This window comes from Gordonia terrae, from assembly GCF_001698225.1.
GTDB lineage: Bacteria > Actinomycetota > Actinomycetes > Mycobacteriales > Mycobacteriaceae > Gordonia > Gordonia terrae.
The window spans coordinates 2298018-2318396 of record NZ_CP016594.1 but is presented as its reverse complement, the minus strand read 5'-3'; the positions used below and the strand labels follow the sequence as shown (position 1 = coordinate 2318396).

The window sequence follows — 20379 nt, the reverse complement described above, 5'->3', positions numbered from 1 at the left end:
GGTCCGGTGCGCTTGCACCCGCCTCGCCGTGAGCCGACATTTCCACGTTGGCTCGCGGTGGCGAGGGTTTACCGGGACAATGTCGTGGGGCACAGAAGGGGGAATCGGGTGAGGCGGCCGTGCGGGTGCACGGTGGCGTGGCGATGGGAGCGATCGATGGGTGGGTTACCCAGATGGACGGTCGTGTCCGTGGTTCTGGGCGTGATGGTCGGCTCGATGGGCGTTGTCGCCTGCACCCCGCCGCCACGGGAGTGTCCGCCGACGATCTCGCCCCTGTCCGGCCCGGCCGGGGACTGTCTGCGGTTCGGTGTCAGCACCCCGAGCGGCCCGCTCCGACCGGCCGAGGTCGCATCGGTCACCGAACTGGTCGGGGTCCGGCCGACCGTCAATCTGTTCTTCGAGGACTTCACCGCCATCCCGCCGATCGCCGCACTCGATGCGGTGGTCGCCGCGGGCGCCGAGCCCGTGGTCACCTGGGAGCCGTGGCGTCATCTCGGTGGCGCCGCCTACGACCGGGGTGCGTTCTCGATGTCCTCGATCGTCGCCGGCGTCCACGACGATTACCTGTACCGCTGGGCCGATGAACTCGTCGCCTGGGGCCAGGTCGTCTACCTGCGGTTCGCGCACGAGCCGAACGGCGACTGGTATCCGTGGAGTCCCGCGGGAGGGACACCTCCCGAGCTGTACATCGCCGCATGGCGGCACGTCCACGATCTCTTCGCCACCAAGAACGCGCGCAACGTGAAATGGGTGTGGGCCCCGAATGTTCCACTCGCCGACGACGCTCCCCTGTCCCGCTGGTACCCGGGTGACGAGTACGTCGACGTCCTCGGGATCGACGGCTACAACTGGGGCGCGGTACCCGGCCATCGATGGACCTCCCCGAAAGAGCTGTTCGCCGGCTCCCTGGAGCAGCTCCGTGCCCTGTCACCGCAGAAACCGATACTCGTCACCGAGGTCGGGTCGGCGGAGGTCGGTGGGTCGAAGGCCGAGTGGATCGCCGACCTGGTGACCTACCTCGACGAGGCCGACAACGTCACCGGCTTCGTCTGGTTCGACCACGACAAGGAAGCGGACTGGGGCTTGGGCAGCACGGCGGCAGCAGGCGCCGCGATGGCGCGCGCACTCGAGAAAGCGGGACTGAGGTGACCCTGGTGGACGCGTACATCGATGCTGACCTCGAAGAGGCACGCCTGCACTCCGTGCAGCAGCTGAACGTGCTCGACTCACCGCCGGAAGACCGGTTCGCGCAGATCACGAGGATGGCGAAAGCCGTTTTCGGCGTACCGATGTCGACGGTGTCGCTGCTCGACCGGGACCGGCAGTGGTTCAAGGCGGTCGACGGCATCGATCTGCAGAATCTGCCGCGCGAACAGACGGTGTGCCAGGTGACCGTGGCCCGCGCCTACGATCATCCCGAGGATCCCGCCCTCATCATCCCCGACGTCTCCAAGGTCGAGGCCTTCGCCGCGATCCCCCAGATCGCCGCCGAGGGCGGAATCCGCTTCTACGCCGGCTATCCGCTGTACGGCCCGGGCGGGCATCCGGTGGGAACGTTCTGTCTGTACGACACGCAACCGCGGGAACTGACCGCCGACCAGCAGGCGGCGTTCCGGGAACTCGCCGCGTGGGCGCAGCGGGAGATCGCGAACACCGACGACCTGGAACGTGCCGCGCTCGTGCAGCGCCAGCTGTTGCCGCCGCCGCTCGACGTCGTCCCGGGCTGGTCGATCGCCGCGATGTGCCTGCCTGCCTTCGCCGTCGGCGGAGACTTCTATGACCACTACCCCTGGACCGACGGCCTGGTGTTCACGGTCGCCGACGTGATGGGCAAGGGTCTCGGCGCGGCGATCCTCACCGCGACGGTCCGCTCCGCGATCCGCGCGGCCTCCCGCGCCCTCGACGCCGCGGCCCGGGACTCGACCGACGCCGACCTCGGTCAGGTGGTGGGCACGGTCGCCGATCAGCTCGCCGACGACTTCGCCGGCACCGAGACGTTCGCGACCGCATTCCACGCGCGGCTGCACACCGATGACGGCCGGCTCGAGTACGTGGACGCCGGCCACGGCCTGTCGGTGGTCCGCCGCAGCACCGGACGCGTCGAGTCGCTCAACGGCGGCGGTCTGCCGATCGGCATCCTGCGCGACGAGACCTGGGACACCGCACAGGTCGACCTGGCTCCGGGCGACATGCTGGTCATCACCTCCGACGGGCTGCTGGACCTCCTGCCCACCGGCGACGACGCGGCGCTGCGCGCGCTCTTCGACGGCACCGCCACACCGTCGGACGTGTGCTCGATGGTGCGCGAACTCGTGGCCGCACAACCGCCGATCGACGATGTGACCGTCGTGGCCATCCGTCGAGACGACACCGGATGAGCGAGAGCGTCGAGGAGGCCACCCTGGCGCGGACTGCCCCGTCGCCGTGGTTGCGACTGCTGATCGTCGTCGCCGCGGTCCTGGGCATCAACTACATCGTGTGGCGGTGGCTCGCCTCGGTGAACTGGGACGCGTGGTGGATCGCGGTACCGCTCGTCGTCGCGGAGACCTACAGTCTCATCGACTCGCTGCTGTTCGGTCTGACGATGTGGCGGCTGCAGCACCGTCCCGAGCCTCCTCCCCCGCCCGAGGGCGCCACGGTCGACGTCTTCATCACCACCTACAACGAGCCGCTGGACCTGGTGATGACGACCGCGATCGCGGCGAAGGCGATCACGTATCCGCACACCACGTGGATCCTCGACGACGGTGATCGCGCGGAGATGGCCGAGGCCGCGGCGCAGGCGGGCATCGGGTACATCACGAGATCGTCGAACTGGCTGGACAAACCCCGCCATGCCAAGGCGGGCAATCTCAACAACGCGCTGATGCAGACCGAGGGCGAGTTCCTGCTCATCCTCGATGCCGACCAGATCCCCGAACCGCAGATCCTCGACCGTACCCTCGGGTACTTCCACGACGAGAAGATGGCCCTGGTCCAGACCCCGCAGTACTTCGTGAACGTGCCACCCTCGGACCCGCTCGGCAGCCAGGCGCCGCTGTTCTACGGCCCGATCCAGCAGGGCAAGGACGGGTGGAACGCAGCCTTCTTCTGCGGTTCCAATGCCGTGCTGCGCCGGGAGGCGTTGATGCAGCTCGGGATCACCCAGTACGTCTCGGCCGTCTCCGACGGCATCGACCGCGCCCTGCGCACCGCGCGATCGGTGCTCAAGTCGACTCGCAAGCAGGTGGGCCGCGACAACCCCACCGCCTCGGCCGCCCTCGATGCCGTCGACGCGGCGGTCAGAGACGCACGGGCACAACTGAAGAAGAAGGAGCCGCTCGCCGACATCACCTACCGTTTCCAGGCCCGGGTCGACGAGGCGGCGCGCGGTCTCGCCGACGCCGACGTCGAGGCGATGCGCGCCGACCTGGAGGCGATCGAGGCGCTCACCGAGCTGAGCGAGCGGGAAGCGGGCGCCGGCGCCGTCGACTACGACGCGCTCGCGGTCCTCGCCGAGCGCGAATGGTCTCCGCTGGGCGCGATCGAATCGATCCGGGCGATGGTCGAGGCCGTCGACGTCGGGAGATCCGACGAGGCCCAGCCGATGCTCCCCCTCGCGACCATCTCGGTGACCGAGGACATGGCCACCTGCATGCGACTCCACGCCCTCGGCTGGAACTCGGCCTATCATCACGAGAACCTCGCCTTCGGCCTGGCCCCGGAAGACCTGAAAACCATGGTCACGCAACGACTCCGGTGGGCGCAGGGCACCATCCAGGTGATGCTGCGGGAGAACCCGCTGGCCCAGAAGGGTCTCACGATCACGCAGCGACTCATGTACTGGGCGACCATGTGGAGCTATCTCGCCGGGTTCGCGGCCATCGCCTACATCGCGGCGCCGGTCGTCTACCTGGTGTTGGGCATCCTGCCCGTGCAGGCCTACAGCTGGGACTTCTTCCTGCGGCTCATCCCGTTCCTGGTGATCAACCAACTGCTGTTCCTGGTCGTCGCGCGGGGCACGCCGACCTGGCGCGGCCAGCAGTACAGCCTTGCCCTGTTCCCGGTGTGGATCAAGGCCTGTACCACCGCATTCCGCAACGTCTACATGAATCGCCCGCTCGGTTTCGCGGTGACCCCGAAGACCAAACAGTCGCAGGATGCCCTGCCGTGGCACATCGTCCGGCCGCAGCTGATCGCGATGGCGCTGCTCGTGGTGGCGTCGGTGATCGGCATCGTGCAGTTGTATCGGGGGGCCATCTCCGTTCTCGGGGTGGGCGTGAACCTGTTCTGGGTACTGTTCGATCTGGTGATCCTGAGTGTTGTCATCACCGCGGTGCGGTACCGCGGTCCCGATGAGGAAAGGCAGTGATGGCGAATTTCGCGACCCGCAGCGTTGATGGAGGTGCGGTGGTGATCCGGCCCGAGGGTCGGCTCAACATGGTTGCCGCCCCACGGCTCCGCGACCAGTTGCACGAGTTGGTCGGATCGGGGTCGTCTCGGATCGTCGTCGATCTGTCCGGTACCGACTTCATCGATTCGTCGGGGTTGGGTGCGCTGGTCTCCGGCCTCAAGGTGGCGCGTCAGGCCGGCGGCGACCTCCGGATCGCTGCTCCCACACCGCAGGTGGTCACCGTGCTCGAGTTGACGAACCTCAATCGCGTTCTCCGCGTTCACCCATCCGCCGACTCCGCGTTCGACGGAGCCTGACGGGGACCGCCCGCTCATCCAGAGATCGAGGACCCGGCGATGACCGAGAACACCGCGACCCGCATCCTCGAGGAGATCACCTCCCTCGAGACGATGGATCACATCCACGCCCTGCTCGCCGACCTTCTCGCCGAGTGCCCGATCGACGACATGGATGCCATGCAGTTCGAGCTCGCGGTCGCCGAGATCGGCGCGAACGTCGTCGAACACGCCGGCGAGGGCTCCACGGTCACGCTGCGCCTCGAACTCGAGGTCGCACCGGATCGGGTCGAGGCCCGCTACTCCGACGACGGGAACCCCGCTCGCGTCGATCTCGACGCGATCAGCCTGCCCGACGACTTCGCCGAGCGCGGTCGTGGCCTGGCGATCGCGATCAACGTGCTCGACGAACTGGGATACCGCCGCGCCGACGGGAAGAACCACTGGCGTCTGGTCCGGAACCGTTCGGCCTGAACCACTTTCACGAGGCCGGGATTCTGTTCATTGATTTCGGTTTCATTCGAGAGCCACGTCACTGTTCCCACGACGTCCGGGCCATACCGTTGCCTCATGCACGCGAGCACCCCCGAGCAGCAATCCATCGAACAGGTCCGATCCCGCGTCCGGGCATCGAATCCCGGGCGGCCCCCCGTGGAGATCGACCGGACGGTCGACGAGGCCTACCGTCATTTCCGGGACGTCCGGGTACGAGACTTCGTCCCCTTGCTCGTCGAGCGCCGCGTCGTCGAATCACTGCGTGCACCGGCGGAGATCTGCCCCGTCAGGTCACGCCGCCGACTCCTGGGCTGCCGGCGCCGGCGCGACGGTCGGCGCGTCGACCGCGCGTCCCTGCGCGGGCGTGCCCCGATAGGTGACGACGCAGCGGCTCAGATCGAGCCCGACGGCCACCGCCGTCATCTCGAGATCGGAGCGGCGTGACCCGTCCGCCGATGGGTACTCGTTGGTCTTGATCTGGCCGTGTGCCATCACCGGCCGCCCCTTGGCGATCGCCAGGCCGACGCCGGTGAGCAGCCGCCGCCAACAGCTGACCGTGAGATACAGCGTGGGACCGTCCGTCCATTCGCCGGTGCTCTTGTCGATGCGGCGCGACGTGCATGCCACGCGAAACGAGATCACATCCTCGCCGGTGGTCGTCTGACGCCGGCGGGGATCGGACACTACGGTTCCGATGACGGTCGTGTACGTCTCAAACATGGTCGTCTCCTACGGGTGTCGGCCACGGGAAGGTGTGGCCGACTCAGGATCACCCGCGACGGCATGAGAAAACGCCCACCTTCGCCGGCTGTGGAGAATCGAACGGGTTACCCACAGATCACCGGCGCACCGGGCGTTCCCGCCCTAGGATCGCGGAATGCGGATGCGCGGGTTTCTGGTCGGTCTGATCGCGACGGTCATGATGCTGCTGGCCCCGCCCCTCGCGGGCGCGGCGCCGAGCACACAGATCGGGTTGACCGGCCTGACCGAGGCGATGGCAGGCCGACTCGCACTGGCCGACTCCGTCGCCGCGACCAAGTGGGCCTCCGGCGCAGCCATCGACGACCCGGCCCGCGAACAGGTGGTCCTGGACACGGTGTCGCAGTTGGCGCTCGACCGCGACCTCGATCCGGCCTACGTCCGCAGCGTCTTCCGCGACCAGATCGAGGCGAGCAAGACCGTGCAGCGCGGGTTGTTCGCCCGATGGCAGTTGCCCGGTCAGACGGCTCCGCCCGCGACGCCGGATCTCGGCCCGGTCCGGACGGCGATCAACGCGTTCACCGTGGCGATCGTCGACGAGCTGGCCGCTGCACGGGGACTCGTGACAAGCCTTCGGTGCCCACCGGAGCTTGTCGCCGCGACGGGATCCACCGCTGTCGGCCTCGGCTTCGATCCGCTGCACATCGGTGCCCTGATCCAGGCCGGGTCGTCGGTCTGCGCGGTGTCGACGGGATCCAGCTGAGGCGGACACGGCTCAACCGCGCTTGTTGAGCTCCTTGAGCATCTCGTTGTAGCTGCCGAGGTCGGCGTCGTGGTCGCGCACGGCATTGCGGTCGTAGCGTCGCGCCTGCCTGGTGTCGCTTCGCTGCCACTGCACGAACAGCGAGAGCAAGACCACCACGAGCGGGATCTCACCTGCAGCCCAGGCGATTCCGCCGCCGACGCGCTGATCGTCGAACAGGTCGTAGTTCCACGGGAGATTCAGTCCACGGTAGTAGGTCTCGGCGATGACCGCGGTGGTCATCATCAGCGCGATGCCGAAGAACGCGTGGAACGGTATCGAGGCCATCACGAGGCCGAGCTTGGCCACCGGTGACACCTGACGCGGAGCCGGGTCGATGCCGATCACCAGCCAGTAGAACAGGTAGCCGCTGATCAGGAAGTGGAGATTCATCAGCAGATGAGCCGCGTGATACTGGACCACGGCCTCGTACAGACCGCCCAGATACAGCACGTAGAAGCTGCCGACGAACATGACCGCGGCGATCAGCGGGTGGGTCAGAATCCGGGACGGCGCCGAGTGCACGCCCAGCTGAATCCATTCGCGTGGTCCCGGCGGATTGCCCCGTCCTGCCGGCGGCAGCGCCCGCAACGCAAGCGTCACCGGGCCGCCGAGCACGAGCAGCACCGGCACCATCATCGACATCAGCATGTGCGCGATCATGTGGATGCTGAACATCGCCGGCGCATAGCGGCCTAATCCCGAGGACGTCGCCAGCAACAGCAGCAGACACCCGAGAACCCATGCCACGGTACGGCCGACCGGCCAGGCGTCGCCCCGGCGCTTCAGGCGGATGACGCCGCGCAGATACACGACGGCCAGGACGATGGCGGCGAGACCGAAGATCAGATCGAAGCGCCACTCGGTGAGAAGGCGGACGAACGTCGGCGGTCCGTCGAGGTCGTATCCGATCGCGTTCTCGGTCGCCGAGATCTCCGCGGTGTCGACGAGGGGCGGCGGAGTACGGCCCAGACCGACGGCGAGCCCGAAGGTCGCCGCGAACACCGCCAACTCGACCAGGCCGAACCGGACGAACAGTGACGGCTTGGCGTCGGAATCCAGTTGCGCGATGGTCACCCGCCGATGCCAGGCACCCAATCCGCCGAGCACGACGAGGGCCACCACCTTGGCCACGACGAGGCGGCCGTACGTGTCGGTGAACAGGTCCCCCACCGGTACCCGCACCAAGGCGTTGACGACGCCGCTGGCGCCGACGACGAGAATGCACCAGAACGCGACGCGAGAGAACCGTCGAACCGCGAGCGCACGCCACCGTCCGTCGGCGAGGGCGTAGACCACGACGGCGGCCAGCCCACCGAGCCACAGGGTCGCTCCGATGATGTGCAGGATCAGGCTGTTGGTGGCCACGTCGTGGTTGCCGCCCGACGACGAGTGGCCTGCCAGCGCCGAGGGCATCAGGCTGAACACGGCGAACGCGATCACCGCGATCGTCGGGCCCCAGTGCAGGGTGATCCGCGCGATGATGGCCGCCACCAGCGCGAACACTGCGGTCCAGAACCACGTGCGCACCTCTGCGACCTGGCTGTACGCCGTGAGTAGATTGGCGGGTCGGATCGCTTCGTCGAGCGGCGCCCCGCTGACCTCCGACGCCGAGAACGGCATCAGGAGGAGGGCGCAGACCGACCATGTCAACGCACTCGCCGCGGCGATGCGGATGGCGCGATAACCCCCGACGTCGAGGACACCACTCGCCTGGGGCGGGACGAAGAACGCGGCGAACACGGCCGAACCGAGCGCGATGGCCGCGGCGAACTCGCCGACCGCGGTCAGCGCCGGCGCGCCGTAGGTGGTGAGGGGCCCCGGATCGGGTACGCCGGTCAGCCGCAGCGCCGACGCCGCGGAGATCGCGGTGACGGCGACTGCGACGATCGCGGCGAGCCAACCCGATGCCCACAGGATCGCGGTGACGACGCCGCGCGGTTCGTTCATCGCGTCGCGATGCTGCTCCGCGGAGGCGGGCGTCGACGTGCGGGTCATCCCTCAACTGTAGGACCGGCAGCTGACGCGATCCCAATTCGACCTGGCCCGCCGTGGCGCACGGCATACCCGCGGCCGTGTCGTAGACTCTCTCTGCCCGGCAACTGGTGTGCGATGTCACGCCTGCCGGTCAGCCTCCGTAGCTCAGGTGGATAGAGCAAGGGCCTTCTAATCCCTAGGTCGCAGGTTCGAGTCCTGCCGGGGGCACTTCGCGTGCCGGCCGCCAACTCTTCGCAACAAATCGGGAACCGACCGGGGCACGCCGTGCGTCAAAGTCTGCACCACCACGTCGGTGGGTCGCGACTTCCTGGAGGATCCTGATGCTCCCAGCCCCACTGTCCGGGTTTCCGCCGCTGTCCCGCGGGCGACGGGACGGAAATCGTTCGACGACTTCACTGTTCGGCATCGATCCCGCCGAGGTCCAGGAGATCGCGCGTACCTGGCGGGCCTCCGGGATCGCGATCCACGCCGCGGATGTCGAGGCCATCGGTGCGGCGTTCGCGCCGTCGAGTCGGGTGGCTCGAGCCCTCGCTGCGGTCACCCGTCCCGCGCGCCTGGCGGTCGACTCCATCGGCGAACGACTCACCTCGATGAGCGGGATGCTGCGGACCTTCGACTCGACGGTGGCCGCCACCGACGCGCGATCGGGCGCGCTCTTCCGCGACCTGGCGGACCGCTGATGCGGCCGACCATCTCGCAGTTGCGTGCGTGGAATCCGCAGTCGTTCACCGACGCCGGGTCCGCCGCGGTCGCGGTCGCCGAGTCCCTCGACACCGGCGTGGACACCGCGGTACGCGCCGTCGACAGCGTGTCGTCGTGGTCGGGTGTCACTCATGATGCCGCGAACCTGGCCATCTGGGCGGAACACGATCATGTCGGCGAGATACGCAATGTGCTGCACATGGTCGCCGACGAGGCGACCGACGCGGGCGCCGACCTCTGTCACGCCCGCGACTTCGCGCTGGGCGTGGTCCGGGGAGCCGAGGGGCTGGGCTTCACCGTCTTCGACGACGGCACGGTCACCCATCCCGACACCGACCGCGCCGGCCAGGCCGCCCTTCTCGCGGACTCCGTCTCCGATGCGCTCGACACCGTCGACACACTCGACGAGCGGTACGGCGAACGACTCGAAGATCTGACTGCCGACCTCGCGTCGATGATCACCGGTCAGCCCGATGTCCGACTACCGGGCGGAACAGCCATGGATGCCGATGCTGTCGTCCGCATGTTGGAAGCGCTCACGCCGACCCAGGTGCGGGACATCGTCGAACAGATGGACCCGGACGAGGTGCGCCGCCTGATGCAGGCCGACCCGCACGTCGTCGGAAACCTGCCTGGTGTCCCGTTCGCCATCCGGGCGCAGGCCAACGAAATCAACATCCGGAACGCTCTCGTGGACGAGATCCAGGCCGGCCGTGCAGAGGGACTCCGGGCCCGGACTCTCCGTGGGCTTCTCGAGCCGACACCCGAGCCGACCACGGCGGGAACACCCCGCGGTGACGACGGGCTCGTCGAGCGGACCTTCCTCACCTTCGTCAACACACCCCGGGGCCGCCTGGTCGAGATGATCGGATCGTTGCGGCCCGGCACCACGAACGCCGCGACCTACGTTCCGGGCACCGGCACGAACCTCGACACCGCGGTCGGCCGCAACCGCACGGCGGCAACCGAACTCGCGACCCGCACGGGCGGGCCCGTCTTTCTCTACCTCGACGGCGACCTGCCCCCGGACCTACGCGCGGCGGCGAGCCCGAGTTTCGCTGCCGCCATGGCGCACCGCCTGGAACTGTTCGGCTCGGAGTTGGACGTCGAGATCGCGCGTCACGCGCCCGCGGCGACCACCACCTACATCGGCCACAGCTACGGCGGATCAATCGTGGGCTCGGCCGAACAGCTCGGTCTGGCCCCCGACCGCGTCATCTATGCGTCGTCGGCGGGCACCGGAATCTACGACACCCCGCATCCCCAGGGCGTCGATCGCTACTCGCTGACCTTCCCCGGCGACCCCATCCACTATGTGCAGTCACTCCCCGGCACCCCCCACGGGCACGACCCCGACACCGCACCCGGCGTGATCAGGCTCGACACCGGCACCGTCGAGGTGCATGAACGCACAGTCGATGCAGACGGACGCACAGTGAACGAAAACCGACGCACAGTCGACGGGGGGCTCGTCACCCACGGCGCCTACTGGAACGATCCGGAGTCGACGGCCTTCCAGAACATGGTGAAGGTCATCACCGGCGCCGAGCCCGATCTCTACGTGCCACGCAAACCCGATGTCGCCGAACTCCCACCGCCGGTCGGCGCACCCGCTCCCCTGTGGTGGCTCTATCTCTTCAACGATCGTGCCGATGGGGACATCGACCTACCGGGGCCGTTTCCCGACATCCCGCTACGGCTGCCGTGGTGAGTGCTCCTCCCGGTCGACGTCGACCGTCCCCCGCCATCCGCCGATGAGCCGCATGGAGTGGTAGATGACCAGTGCCGCGACCGATCCCAGCGAGATGCCGGCGAAGACGAGGTCGCCGACCTGCCAGGTGTAGTCGGCGATGCCGATGATGAGCGGGATCGCCGCGGTGAACTGGTTGATGGGCTTGGAGAAATCGACCTTGTTCCGCACCCAGATCTGTACGCCGATGACGCCGACCAGACCGTAGAGCGCCGTCGTGACACCGCCGAGCACACCCGGCGGGATCGCGGCGATCACGGCACCGACCTTGGGCGAGAGCCCCAACAGGATCGCGGCGCCGCCCGCCACCCAGTAGGCCGCGGTCGAGTACACCTTGGTCGCCGACATCACGCCGATGTTCTCGGCATAGGTCGTCGTGGCCGAACCGCCGCCGCTGCCCGCGAGCATGGTGGCCACTCCGTCCGCGGCCAGCGCACGACCCATGGTGGCGTCGTAGTCCTTACCGGTCATCATCGCCACCGACTTCACGTGGCCGATGTTCTCGACGACGAGGACCAGCACGACCGGGAGGAACAACGGCAGCACACCCAGCTCGAACGTTGGCGTCTGGAAGTCGGGCAGACCGATCCACGCGGCGTCGCCGATGCCGGAGGTGTCGATGTAGTCCTTGCCGCTGTCGATCCGGTCCAGGATCAACGCGAGGACATAACCGACCACGACGCTCACGAAGATCGCGAGTCGTCCCAGCAGGCCGCGGAACAGCACTGCCGAAGCCACCAGCAACACCAGCACGATCGTCGCGAGAACAGGATCCTCGACGAAGTTGTTCTTCGCCGCCGGTGCGAGATTGAGGCCGATCAGCGCGACGATCGCGCCGGTCACCACCGGTGGCATGAGGGTCTCGATCCATCGGACACCGGCGAAATGGCTGATGAGTCCGATGACGACGAGCATCGCGCCGACCGCCACGAGTCCGCCCAGCGCCGACGACGCGCCGTCGGAGGCGACGGCGGCCGTCACCGGCGCGATGATGGCGAAGCTCGAACCCAGGTAACTGGGCAGTCGGTTGCGGGTGATCAGCAGGAACAGGATCGTGCCGATACCGGAGAAGAACAGCGTCGTCGACGGCGGGAACCCGGTCAGCACCGGCACCAGGAACGTCGCCCCGAACATGGCGACCACATGTTGCAGACCGATGCTGACCGTGCGAGGCCAGGTCAATCGTTCCTCGGGCGCGACCACCGCGTTGTCGGTCAGCCTCCACGACAGCAGCTTCAGAGACCTCGTCTCCGGTTCACTCATGCCGAACAGTGTGCGGCACAGACCTCACCGACGCCTCACTTCGGGTCCGCTGCCACCTCGGTACGCCGCTCGATATGCAACTAGACTCATATACACCTTGTTGCATAGTGCATTGTTGCAGTGTTAGCTTGCTCTCATGGCGCTCGAACATGCGATTCTGGTGTCGCTGGCCGAGCGACCCGGAACGGGCTACGAGATCGGTCAGCAGTTCGACCGCAGCATCGGCTACTTCTGGTCGGCCACGCACCAGCAGATCTACCGGACACTCAAGAAGCTCCTCGACGACGACCTCGTCAGCGTCGAATCGTTCAGCCAGGATGGCCGCCCGGACAAGAAGGTCTACACGATCTCCGATGCCGGTCGCGACGCCCTCGCCGAGTGGGCCATGAGTCCGACTCCGCTGCAACCGCTTCGCAGCGACATCGGCGTGAAGCTACGGGCCGCGGAGTTCGGTGACCTCGCCGCCATCATCGGTGAACTCAAGGCACACCGCGACGAACATCTCGCACAGCTCAAGCTCTACACCGGCTTCCAGGCCGACTACTACCCCGATCCCGACGCGCTGATCGGCCGCAAACTGCACCAATACCTCGTCCTCCGCGGTGGCATTCGCCAGGAGCAGGGATACATCGAATGGTGCGACGAGGTCATCCACGGCCTCGAACGCGAACTGGCCGAGAGCTGAATTCGCCAGTCCCCCAGACCACGAACACCGCCCACCCAGGTCCCACCGAGATGAAAGGTCGCGCCATGTCAGCCCCGACGGCACAACCGAATCAGCACTATCCGCACCTGTTCACGCCCCTGCAGATCGGCGGCATGACCATCGAGAACCGATTGGTCATGGGGTCGATGCACACCGGTCTCGAAGATCGGTTCTGGGACACCGACAAGTTGGCCGCTTACTTCGCCGAACGAGCGAAAGGTGGTGCGGGACTCATCATCACCGGCGGGTTCGGCACCAGCCGGACAGGTCTGCTCGCGTTCGCCGGCGGCAAGATGACCAACGTCGTCGACATGACCCGCCACAAGCGCGTGACCAAGGCCGTGCACGACGAGGGCGGCAAGATCGCGATGCAGCTGATCCACGCCGGCCGATACGGCTACACACCGTTCAAGGTCGCACCGGGCACCGATCCGTCGCCGATCCACCCGTTCAAGCACCTGAAGATGACCGAGCCGATCATCCGCCACGTCATCCGGTCGTTCGGCCAGTCCGCCAAGCTCGCACGCAAGGCGGGTTATGACGCCATCGAGATCATGGGCGGCGAGGGCTATCTCATCAACCAGTTCCTCTGCCCCCACACCAACGACCGCACCGACAAATGGGGCGGCAACACCGAGAACCGCCAGCGCTTCCTCGTCGAGGTCATCAAGGAGATCCGCCGTCAGGTCCCGCGCGACTACCCGGTGATCCTGCGCCAGTCGATCGCCGACCTGATCCGCAAGGGCCAGACCTGGGACGAGGTCGCGCTGATGGCCCGCAAGGCCGAGCAGTACGGCGTCGACGCGATCAACACCGACATCGGCTGGCACGAGGCGCAGGTCCCGACGATCGTCACCTCGGTGCCGCGCGGCGCGTTCGTGAAGTTCACCGAACGCCTCCGCGACGAGGTCTCGATCCCCCTCATCGCGGCCAACCGCATCAACACCCCGGAGCTCGGCGAGGAGATCCTCGCCAACGGCCGCGTCGACGCCATCCAGATGGCGCGCCCGTTCCTCGCCGACCCCCACCTGGCGAACAAGGCCCGCGAGGGCCGGTCCGACGAGATCAACACCTGCATCGGCTGCAACCAGGCCTGCCTCGACCACGCCTTCGTCGGCAAACACGTGTCGTGCCTGGTGAACCCGATCGCGGGCCGCGAGACCACCCTGATCCTGGGTCCGACGCGAAAGGCCAAGCGCGTGGCCGTTATCGGTGCGGGGCCGGCCGGCCTGTCGGCAGCCGTGGCCGGTGCGCAACGCGGCCACAAGGTCACCCTGTTCGAGGGTGGCGACTCGATCGGCGGCCAGTTCTCCATCGCCGCACGCATTCCGGGCAAGGAGGAGTTCAAGGAGACGATCCGCTACTTCACCCGCCAGATCGAGGTGCTCGGTATCGAGGTCCGGCTCAACACCCGAGCCGACGCCGAGGCGATCATCGCCGAGAAGTTCGACGACGTGATCGTCGCGACCGGCGTCGTGCCGCGCATCCCGAGCTTCCCCGGCGTCGATCATCCGATGGCGATGTCGTACGCCGAGGCCGTGCTCGGGCATCGGGAGATCGGCAAGCGGGTGGCTGTGATCGGCGCCGGCGGTATCGGTTTCGACGTCAGCGAGTTCCTCACGACCGATGAGTCGCCAACCCTGAATCTCAAAGAATGGGAACAGGAGTGGGGTGTCACCGACGACCCGGAGAAGCCCGGATTCGTCACCAAGCCGCGGCCCCTCCCCCCGGTGCGCCAGGTCTACCTGGTCCAGCGCAAGGCCGGCAAGCAGGGCAAGTCGCTCGGCAAGACCACCGGCTGGGTGCATCGCGCGACGATGAAGATGAAGGGCGTCGAGCAGATCACCGGCGCGACCTACGACAAGATCGACGATCAGGGACTGCATCTGAGCTTCCGCGACGACGAGGGCAAGGTCACCGACACCCGCGTTCTCGAGGTCGACAACGTGGTCATCTGCGCGGGCCAGGAATCGGTCCGGGATCTCGTCGACCCGCTGACGCTGGCCGGTGTCACCACACACGTCATCGGCGGGGCCGATTACGCGGGTGAGCTCGACGCCAAGCGCGCGATCCGTCAGGGCACCGAGGTGGCCGCGGGTATCGACTGACGGTCGGCCTCGGCGTGAGAGGCGGCGGCTACCATTGCGACATGCCGGTACCGCCGCCCTCCGCCACCGCCCGCGCCGTCGTCACCGGCGCCTCGTCCGGGATCGGACGAGAACTCGCCCGTGCGTTGGCCGCTCGGGGCCACTCGGTGATCCTCGTCGCCCGTCGCGGTGAACTGCTCGAAGAGCTCGCGGGCGAACTGCGGACGGCCCATGAGGTCTCGGTCGAGGTGCGTGCTGTCGACCTGTCCGACCCGACGAAGGTCGAGGTGCTCGCCGCCGAGTTCGCCGGGCGCGACATCTCGATCCTCTGCAACAACGCGGGCATCGCAACATTCGGTCCGGTCGCCGAGCTCGACGCCGACTACGAACGCGCGCAGGTCCGGTTGAATGTCAACGCCGTTCACGACCTCACCCTGGCGGTACTGCCCCAGATGGTGAAGCGCGGCTCCGGCGGCATCCTGATGGTAGGGTCGGCGGCCGGCAACATGCCGATCCCCAACAACGCGACCTACGCGGCGTCGAAGGCGTTCGTGAACAGCTTCAGTGAGTCCCTGCGCGGCGAGGTGTCCGCGCAGGGCGTGCACGTCACCCTGCTCGCGCCCGGACCGGTGCGCACGCACACCCCCACCCCCGACGAAGCGTCCATCGTCGACAAGGTCGTCCCGGATTTCCTGTGGCACTCCTCGGCCAAGGTCGCCGAGATGAGTCTGGATGCATTGGCGCACAACAAGATGCGGGTCGTTCCCGGCACCCTGTCGAAGGCGATGTCGGTGGCGGGCGGTTACACACCGCGCTCCGTGGTGGCGCCCATCGTCGGCGGCTTCTACCGCAAGTTCGGCGCCGAGTAGCCCTCGCGGCAGCGTTCAGCGCCGCCGGCGACGCCCGGTACCGAAAATCGCGCGGCTGAACTCACGTCCGGCCGCACTGGCCGCCGAGCGCAGGAAACTCTGCATCGGCTTGCTGGTCAGCACCTCGGTCAGCAGCCCCGGCTCCTCCGATGCGGGACCCGGTGTCGGAGCCGGCGCATCGGCGGACTCGCCCGGCGCCAGGGTGTTGGCGGCGAGCATCTCGTAGGCCGACTCCCGATCGACCGAGGTGCCGTACTTCGTATAAAGCGGTCCGGTTTTCGCAGCGGCCGTGATCGCGTCGGCACCGATTGCCTCCATCGACGACCGCGGCGCACGGATCACCGTCCAGGCGACCGGCGTCGGCGCGCCGCGCTCGGACAGCACCGTCACGATCGCCTCGCCGGTACCGAGGGAGGTCAGCGCCTGTTCGAGGTCGTAGACCTCCGACACCGGATACGTCTTGACGGTCGTGCGCAGCGCCTTCTGGTCGTCGGGGGTGAAGGCCCGCAGCGCGTGTTGGACTCGCGCACCGAGCTGCGAGAGCACCTCCTTGGGAATGTCGGTCGGCAGCTGAGAGCAGAAGAAGACGCCGACGCCCTTCGACCGGATGAGTTTGACGGTCTGGACGACCTGGTCCACAAAGGCCTTCGACGCGTCGTCGAACAGCAGGTGCGACTCGTCGAAGATGAAGACCAGCTTGGGTTTGTCGAGGTCGCCGACCTCGGGCAGGAATTCGAACAGGTCGGCCAGGATCCACATGAGGAACGTCGAGAACAGAGCGGGGCGGGCCGCCTGGGTACCGAGCTCGAACAGCGTGATGATGCCGCGCCCGTCGGGCGCCATCCGGATGAGGTCGGCGGGATCGATCTCGGGCTCGCCGAAGAACGTGTCACCGCCGTCGGCCTCGAGATTCGATAGTGCACGCAGGATCACGCCCGCCGTCTGACGTGACACCCCGCCGATCCCCTTCAGTTCGGCCTTGCCCTCGTCACCGGTGAGGAAGGCGATGACCGACCGCAGGTCCTTGAGATCCAGGAGCGGCAGACCCTTCTTGTCCGCCCAGTGGCAGATGAGGCCGAGTGTCGACTCCTGAGTGGCGTTGAGTCCCAACACCTTACTGAGCAGGATGGGCCCGAAGGAGGTGATCGTGGCGCGGACCGGCACCCCGATCCCCTCCGACCCCAGCGAGACGAACTCGACCGGGTGCGCGGCCGGTTGCCAGTCGTCACCGGTCTGCCGGGAACGATCGGCGATCTTGTCGTTGCTCACGCCCGCCCGGCTGATTCCCGACAGGTCACCCTTGATGTCGGCCATCACGACGGGGACGCCGTTGCTCGACAGCTGTTCGGCGATCAGTTGCAGCGTCTTGGTCTTTCCGGTCCCGGTCGCACCTGCGACGAGACCGTGTCGGTTCATCATCGACAGCGGGATACGGACCTTCGCCTCGGGATCCACGTGCCCCGACACCGAGACGGCGCCCAGCTCGAGTGCGGTGGAGGTGAACGCGTATCCGGCGGCGATGCCCTGGGCTGAACCGCCCTGCGCGGGACTGGAGGCTTCGGTCACGAGCACACGATAGCCCTCGAGGGCGATCTCCCGCGGTTCTGCGCGCTGGGTTGGCTAAGGTTGTCGGGTGCAGGACAAACTGGTGTGGATCGACTGCGAGATGACCGGACTCCGACTCGAGTCGGACAAACTCATCGAGATCGCGGCCCTGGTGACCGACGGCGACCTCAACATCCTCGGCGACGGCGTCGACGTCGTGATCCACGCCGACGATGCCGCCCTGGCGTCGATGCCGGACGTGGTGACCAAGATGCATGCGGCGTCGGGTCTCACCGAGGAGGTACGGGCATCCACCGTGACCCTCGCCGAGGCGGAGAAGCTGGTCCTGGACTACATCCGCAAGCACGTGACCACCGCCGGAGCGGTTCCGCTCGCGGGCAACTCGATCGCCACCGACCGCGGATTCATCACCCGGGACATGCCCGAACTCGACGCCTACCTGCACTACCGCATGGTGGACGTCAGCTCGATCAAGGAGCTGTGCCGACGCTGGTATCCGAAGGTCTACTTCGGCCAGCCGGAGAAGGGCCTCGCGCACCGGGCGCTCGCCGACATCCGCGAGTCGATCCGCGAGCTGCGCTACTACCGCGCAGCGGCGTTCGTGCCGCCTCCCGGACCCGACACCGACGCCCTCGCCGAGATCGTCAAGGACCTCGGCCCCGCGTGAACACGCTGGTCGGGTAACCGATTGGAGTTCTGCGGCACCGACCCGCTAGAGTGTTGATGGCTCTGAGACCCGGCGCTGACGCCCAGGTTTCCGACGCCGATGGTGGATGTAGTTCAGTTGGTAGAGCACCAGGTTGTGATCCTGGCTGTCGCGGGTTCGAGTCCCGTCATCCACCCCGACGAAGCCCCGCCTGCGATCCGCAGGCGGGGCTTTCTCGTCCCCGAATCTTTTTTCGCAGCGCTGTCGATACCTGTGTTCCCCGTACGTCACCATGGTGTCGGACCGATCCGGTTCGGCATGATGGCCACATCCGCACCGAGGTGCGTCCGGCCGAGAACTGGAGGAACGATGAAGTACGCATTGCTGCTCATGGGACACGTCAACGATCCGGCGTGTGGTGAGGACGGGGGCGCCAGTCCCGAGGAGTTCTTCGCCTTCGACGAAGAGATCACCAAGGCCGGTGTCGTGGTCAGCTCCTTCGCCCTGGAGGACGAGCGCGCGGTGGTGCACACCGACGACAGCGGCGAACGTGTCGTGGCGTCGAGCGGACCGTTCGCGGAGGTGCGGGAGTTTGTCGGCGGGGTCTACGTCATCGACGTCGCGAACGTGGACGAGGCGATCGAGTGGGCCCGGCGCAGCCCCGGTTCGGCGCCCGGCGGCCACGTCGAGATCCGACCGCTCGCACCCTACTGAGCGATGACGAGTCCTCCGCATCGTCCGGCGGCCACGGAGTCCATGAGGTCCATGGGGTCCGTGACCCGCCGGGCGGTGTCCGGCATCGACCGAGATGTCCGCGCGCGTGTACTCGCCACTCTGACTCGGAAATTCGGCGACCTCGACCTCGCGGAAGACGCGGTTCAGGACGCGATCGCCCAGGCGTTGACCACGTGGCCCCGGAGCGGCGTCCCGGACTCGCCGGAGGCCTGGCTGACGACGACGGCCAAACGCAAGGCACTCGATGTGGTGCGACGTGAATCGGTCCTGGCCGACAAGCTCGCCCGGTTGCACGCCGAGATCGAACGCGCCCCGGCACCTGCGGGTTTCGCGGATCCGGCCGATGCGCCGCCGCCGCAGCTCCCCGACGAGCGACTCGGCATGTTCTTCGCCTGCACCCACCCCGTGCTTCGCGCCGAGGACCGGATCGCGCTCACCCTGCGGTTCGTCGCCGGGCTGACCACCGCGGAGGTCGCGCACGCATTGCTGATCGGCGTTCCGACGGCTCAGCAGCGAATCGTGCGCGCCAAGAAGCGAATCGGCGCGCTGGGGGTTCCGTTCACCCCACCGCGCGACGACGACCTCCCCGCCCGGCTCGGCGGGGTTCTGCGCGTGGTCTACCTGATGTTCTCCGAGGGATTCGCCCGCTCGAGCGGCGACGCGCACATCCGCGACGATCTCACCGGCGAGGCCATCACCCTCGCACGAACCCTGCGGTCTCTGCTCCCTCGCGCCGAGACGACCGGACTGCTCGCCTTGCTGCTCCTCACCCAGGCCCGCCGTCCGGCGCGACTCGACGGGAACGGAAGGCCGGTACCGCTGGGCAACCAGGATCGCCGTCGCTGGGACCGAGGTCTCACCGACGAGGGCATCGCTCTCGCCGAAAATGCGGCCGCACAACCAGATGCGGGTCCGTACACGATCCAGGCGGCAATCGCCGCGGTGCACGCCGAGGCACCGACCGCGACGGAGACCGACTGGGCACAGATCGCGGTCCTGTACCGGCTGCTCGAGGCACATGATCCCGGTCCCGTGGTGCGCGTCGGCCGCGCTGTCGCCGTGGGTCGCGCCTACGGCCCGGCGCGTGGCATCGCGATGCTCGACGAGTTGCGGTCGGATCCACAGCTCGACCGCTTCCGGCCGTTCCACATCGCGCGGGCGCTCACGCTCTCGGAACTGGGCGACGACGTCGGCGCGGCTGACGCCTACCGCCGAGCACTCGACCTGCCCGGCAACGAGGCCGAGGACGACTACCTGGCCGATGCACTGGCCGGACTCCGGTCGGGCATGCAGATGTAGTGCGTCGTTGCTCCTGGCGCAACGAAGAGCTACATCTGGCCCGTCGTCTCGGTGGTCGCACCCGACCGGGGACCTTCGACCTCAAAAGTTCCCG

18 protein-coding genes, 2 tRNA genes and 1 pseudogene are annotated in these 20379 nt (G+C 67.6%); 17 read left to right on the top strand and 4 right to left on the bottom strand.

Translation table 11 applies throughout. The features are described 5' to 3' along the window. The first annotated feature begins 156 nt into the window (after positions 1-156). The 6 genes and pseudogenes from BCM27_RS10475 to BCM27_RS26300 form a co-directional block, all read left to right on the top strand. Positions 157-1149 (top strand): glycoside hydrolase family 26 protein, encoded by a 993-nt coding sequence (locus tag BCM27_RS10475; protein WP_004019584.1) that lies wholly within the window; start codon positions 157-159, stop codon positions 1147-1149. Further along, a complete protein-coding gene (locus BCM27_RS10470; RefSeq protein WP_004019583.1) occupies positions 1146-2378 on the top strand; it encodes a PP2C family protein-serine/threonine phosphatase in 1233 nt (410 codons plus the stop codon). Before BCM27_RS10475 ends, BCM27_RS10470 begins: the two co-directional genes overlap by 4 nt. Continuing rightward, positions 2375-4351, top strand: a complete 1977-nt coding sequence (locus BCM27_RS10465; RefSeq protein WP_004019581.1) for a glycosyltransferase family 2 protein — start codon at positions 2375-2377, stop codon at positions 4349-4351. The genes BCM27_RS10470 and BCM27_RS10465 overlap by 4 nt, the downstream gene beginning before the upstream one ends. After that, positions 4351-4689, top strand: a complete 339-nt coding sequence (locus BCM27_RS10460) for an STAS domain-containing protein (protein ID WP_004019580.1) — start codon at positions 4351-4353, stop codon at positions 4687-4689. The genes BCM27_RS10465 and BCM27_RS10460 overlap by 1 nt, the downstream gene beginning before the upstream one ends. A gap of 39 nt (positions 4690-4728) precedes the next feature. Beyond that, positions 4729-5142, top strand: coding sequence for an ATP-binding protein (locus BCM27_RS10455; protein WP_004019579.1), 414 nt, complete (start codon positions 4729-4731; stop codon positions 5140-5142). 96 nt (positions 5143-5238) lie between these two features. Next, a pseudogene (locus tag BCM27_RS26300) lies at positions 5239-5412 on the top strand (three-helix bundle dimerization domain-containing protein); the annotation flags it as partial. Between the two features lie 42 nt (positions 5413-5454). Here the strand turns inward: BCM27_RS26300 and BCM27_RS10450 are convergent. Then, positions 5455-5883 carry a single-stranded DNA-binding protein gene (locus BCM27_RS10450; RefSeq protein WP_004019578.1) on the bottom strand — a complete coding sequence of 143 codons (429 nt, stop codon included), beginning with the start codon at positions 5881-5883 and terminating at the stop codon, positions 5455-5457. 157 nt (positions 5884-6040) lie between these two features. On the opposite strand from BCM27_RS10450, the gene aroQ reads away from it, so the two are divergent. Then, entirely contained in the window at positions 6041-6625 is a 585-nt protein-coding gene (gene aroQ / locus BCM27_RS10445) for a gamma subclass chorismate mutase AroQ (protein ID WP_004019577.1), read from the top strand. A gap of 12 nt (positions 6626-6637) precedes the next feature. Here the strand turns inward: aroQ and BCM27_RS10440 are convergent, their stop codons facing one another. Continuing rightward, complete coding sequence (locus tag BCM27_RS10440; protein WP_004019576.1) at positions 6638-8662, bottom strand: bifunctional copper resistance protein CopD/cytochrome c oxidase assembly protein; 2025 nt, start codon at positions 8660-8662, stop codon at positions 6638-6640. 133 nt (positions 8663-8795) lie between these two features. Here BCM27_RS10440 and BCM27_RS10435 point away from each other — a divergent pair. From BCM27_RS10435 to BCM27_RS10425, 3 genes are all read left to right on the top strand, one after another. Further along, a tRNA-Arg gene (locus tag BCM27_RS10435) sits at positions 8796-8869 on the top strand. A 113-nt stretch (positions 8870-8982) separates the two neighbouring features. Next, positions 8983-9342, top strand: a complete 360-nt coding sequence (locus tag BCM27_RS10430) for a hypothetical protein (RefSeq protein WP_004019575.1) — start codon at positions 8983-8985, stop codon at positions 9340-9342. After that, entirely contained in the window at positions 9342-11075 is a 1734-nt protein-coding gene (locus tag BCM27_RS10425; protein ID WP_004019574.1) for a hypothetical protein, read from the top strand. The genes BCM27_RS10430 and BCM27_RS10425 overlap by 1 nt, the downstream gene beginning before the upstream one ends. On the opposite strand, the gene BCM27_RS10420 is transcribed toward BCM27_RS10425, so the two are convergent. Continuing rightward, a complete protein-coding gene (locus BCM27_RS10420; protein ID WP_004019573.1) occupies positions 11058-12377 on the bottom strand; it encodes a uracil-xanthine permease family protein in 1320 nt (439 codons plus the stop codon). The genes BCM27_RS10425 and BCM27_RS10420 overlap by 18 nt on opposite strands. Before the next feature lie 136 nt (positions 12378-12513). Between BCM27_RS10420 and BCM27_RS10415 the strand changes: the two genes are divergently transcribed. The 3 genes from BCM27_RS10415 (at position 12514) to cmrA (ending at position 16039) form a co-directional block, all read left to right on the top strand. After that, entirely contained in the window at positions 12514-13062 is a 549-nt protein-coding gene (locus tag BCM27_RS10415) for a PadR family transcriptional regulator (protein ID WP_004019572.1), read from the top strand. Between the two features lie 65 nt (positions 13063-13127). Then, positions 13128-15191: an NADPH-dependent 2,4-dienoyl-CoA reductase gene (locus BCM27_RS10410; protein WP_004019571.1), complete on the top strand. Its 2064-nt coding sequence runs from the start codon at positions 13128-13130 to the stop codon at positions 15189-15191. 41 nt (positions 15192-15232) lie between these two features. Beyond that, positions 15233-16039: a mycolate reductase gene (gene cmrA, locus BCM27_RS10405; protein WP_033203513.1), complete on the top strand. Its 807-nt coding sequence runs from the start codon at positions 15233-15235 to the stop codon at positions 16037-16039. Positions 16040-16054: 15 nt separating this feature from the next. Here the strand turns inward: cmrA and BCM27_RS10400 are convergent, their stop codons facing one another. Further along, positions 16055-17611, bottom strand: coding sequence for a helicase HerA-like domain-containing protein (locus tag BCM27_RS10400; RefSeq protein WP_004019569.1), 1557 nt, complete (start codon positions 17609-17611; stop codon positions 16055-16057). 61 nt (positions 17612-17672) lie between these two features. Between BCM27_RS10400 and orn the strand changes: the two genes are divergently transcribed. From orn to BCM27_RS10380, 4 genes are all read left to right on the top strand, one after another. Continuing rightward, a complete protein-coding gene (gene orn, locus BCM27_RS10395; RefSeq protein WP_004019568.1) occupies positions 17673-18272 on the top strand; it encodes an oligoribonuclease in 600 nt (199 codons plus the stop codon). Between the two features lie 102 nt (positions 18273-18374). After that, positions 18375-18447, top strand: a tRNA-His gene (locus BCM27_RS10390). Positions 18448-18620: 173 nt separating this feature from the next. Next, positions 18621-18965 (top strand): YciI family protein, encoded by a 345-nt coding sequence (locus tag BCM27_RS10385; RefSeq protein WP_004019567.1) that lies wholly within the window; start codon positions 18621-18623, stop codon positions 18963-18965. A gap of 51 nt (positions 18966-19016) precedes the next feature. Next, on the top strand, positions 19017-20285 hold the full coding sequence (locus BCM27_RS10380) for an RNA polymerase sigma factor (protein WP_004019566.1): 1269 nt from the start codon (positions 19017-19019) through the stop codon (positions 20283-20285). The last annotated feature ends 94 nt before the right edge of the window (positions 20286-20379 follow it).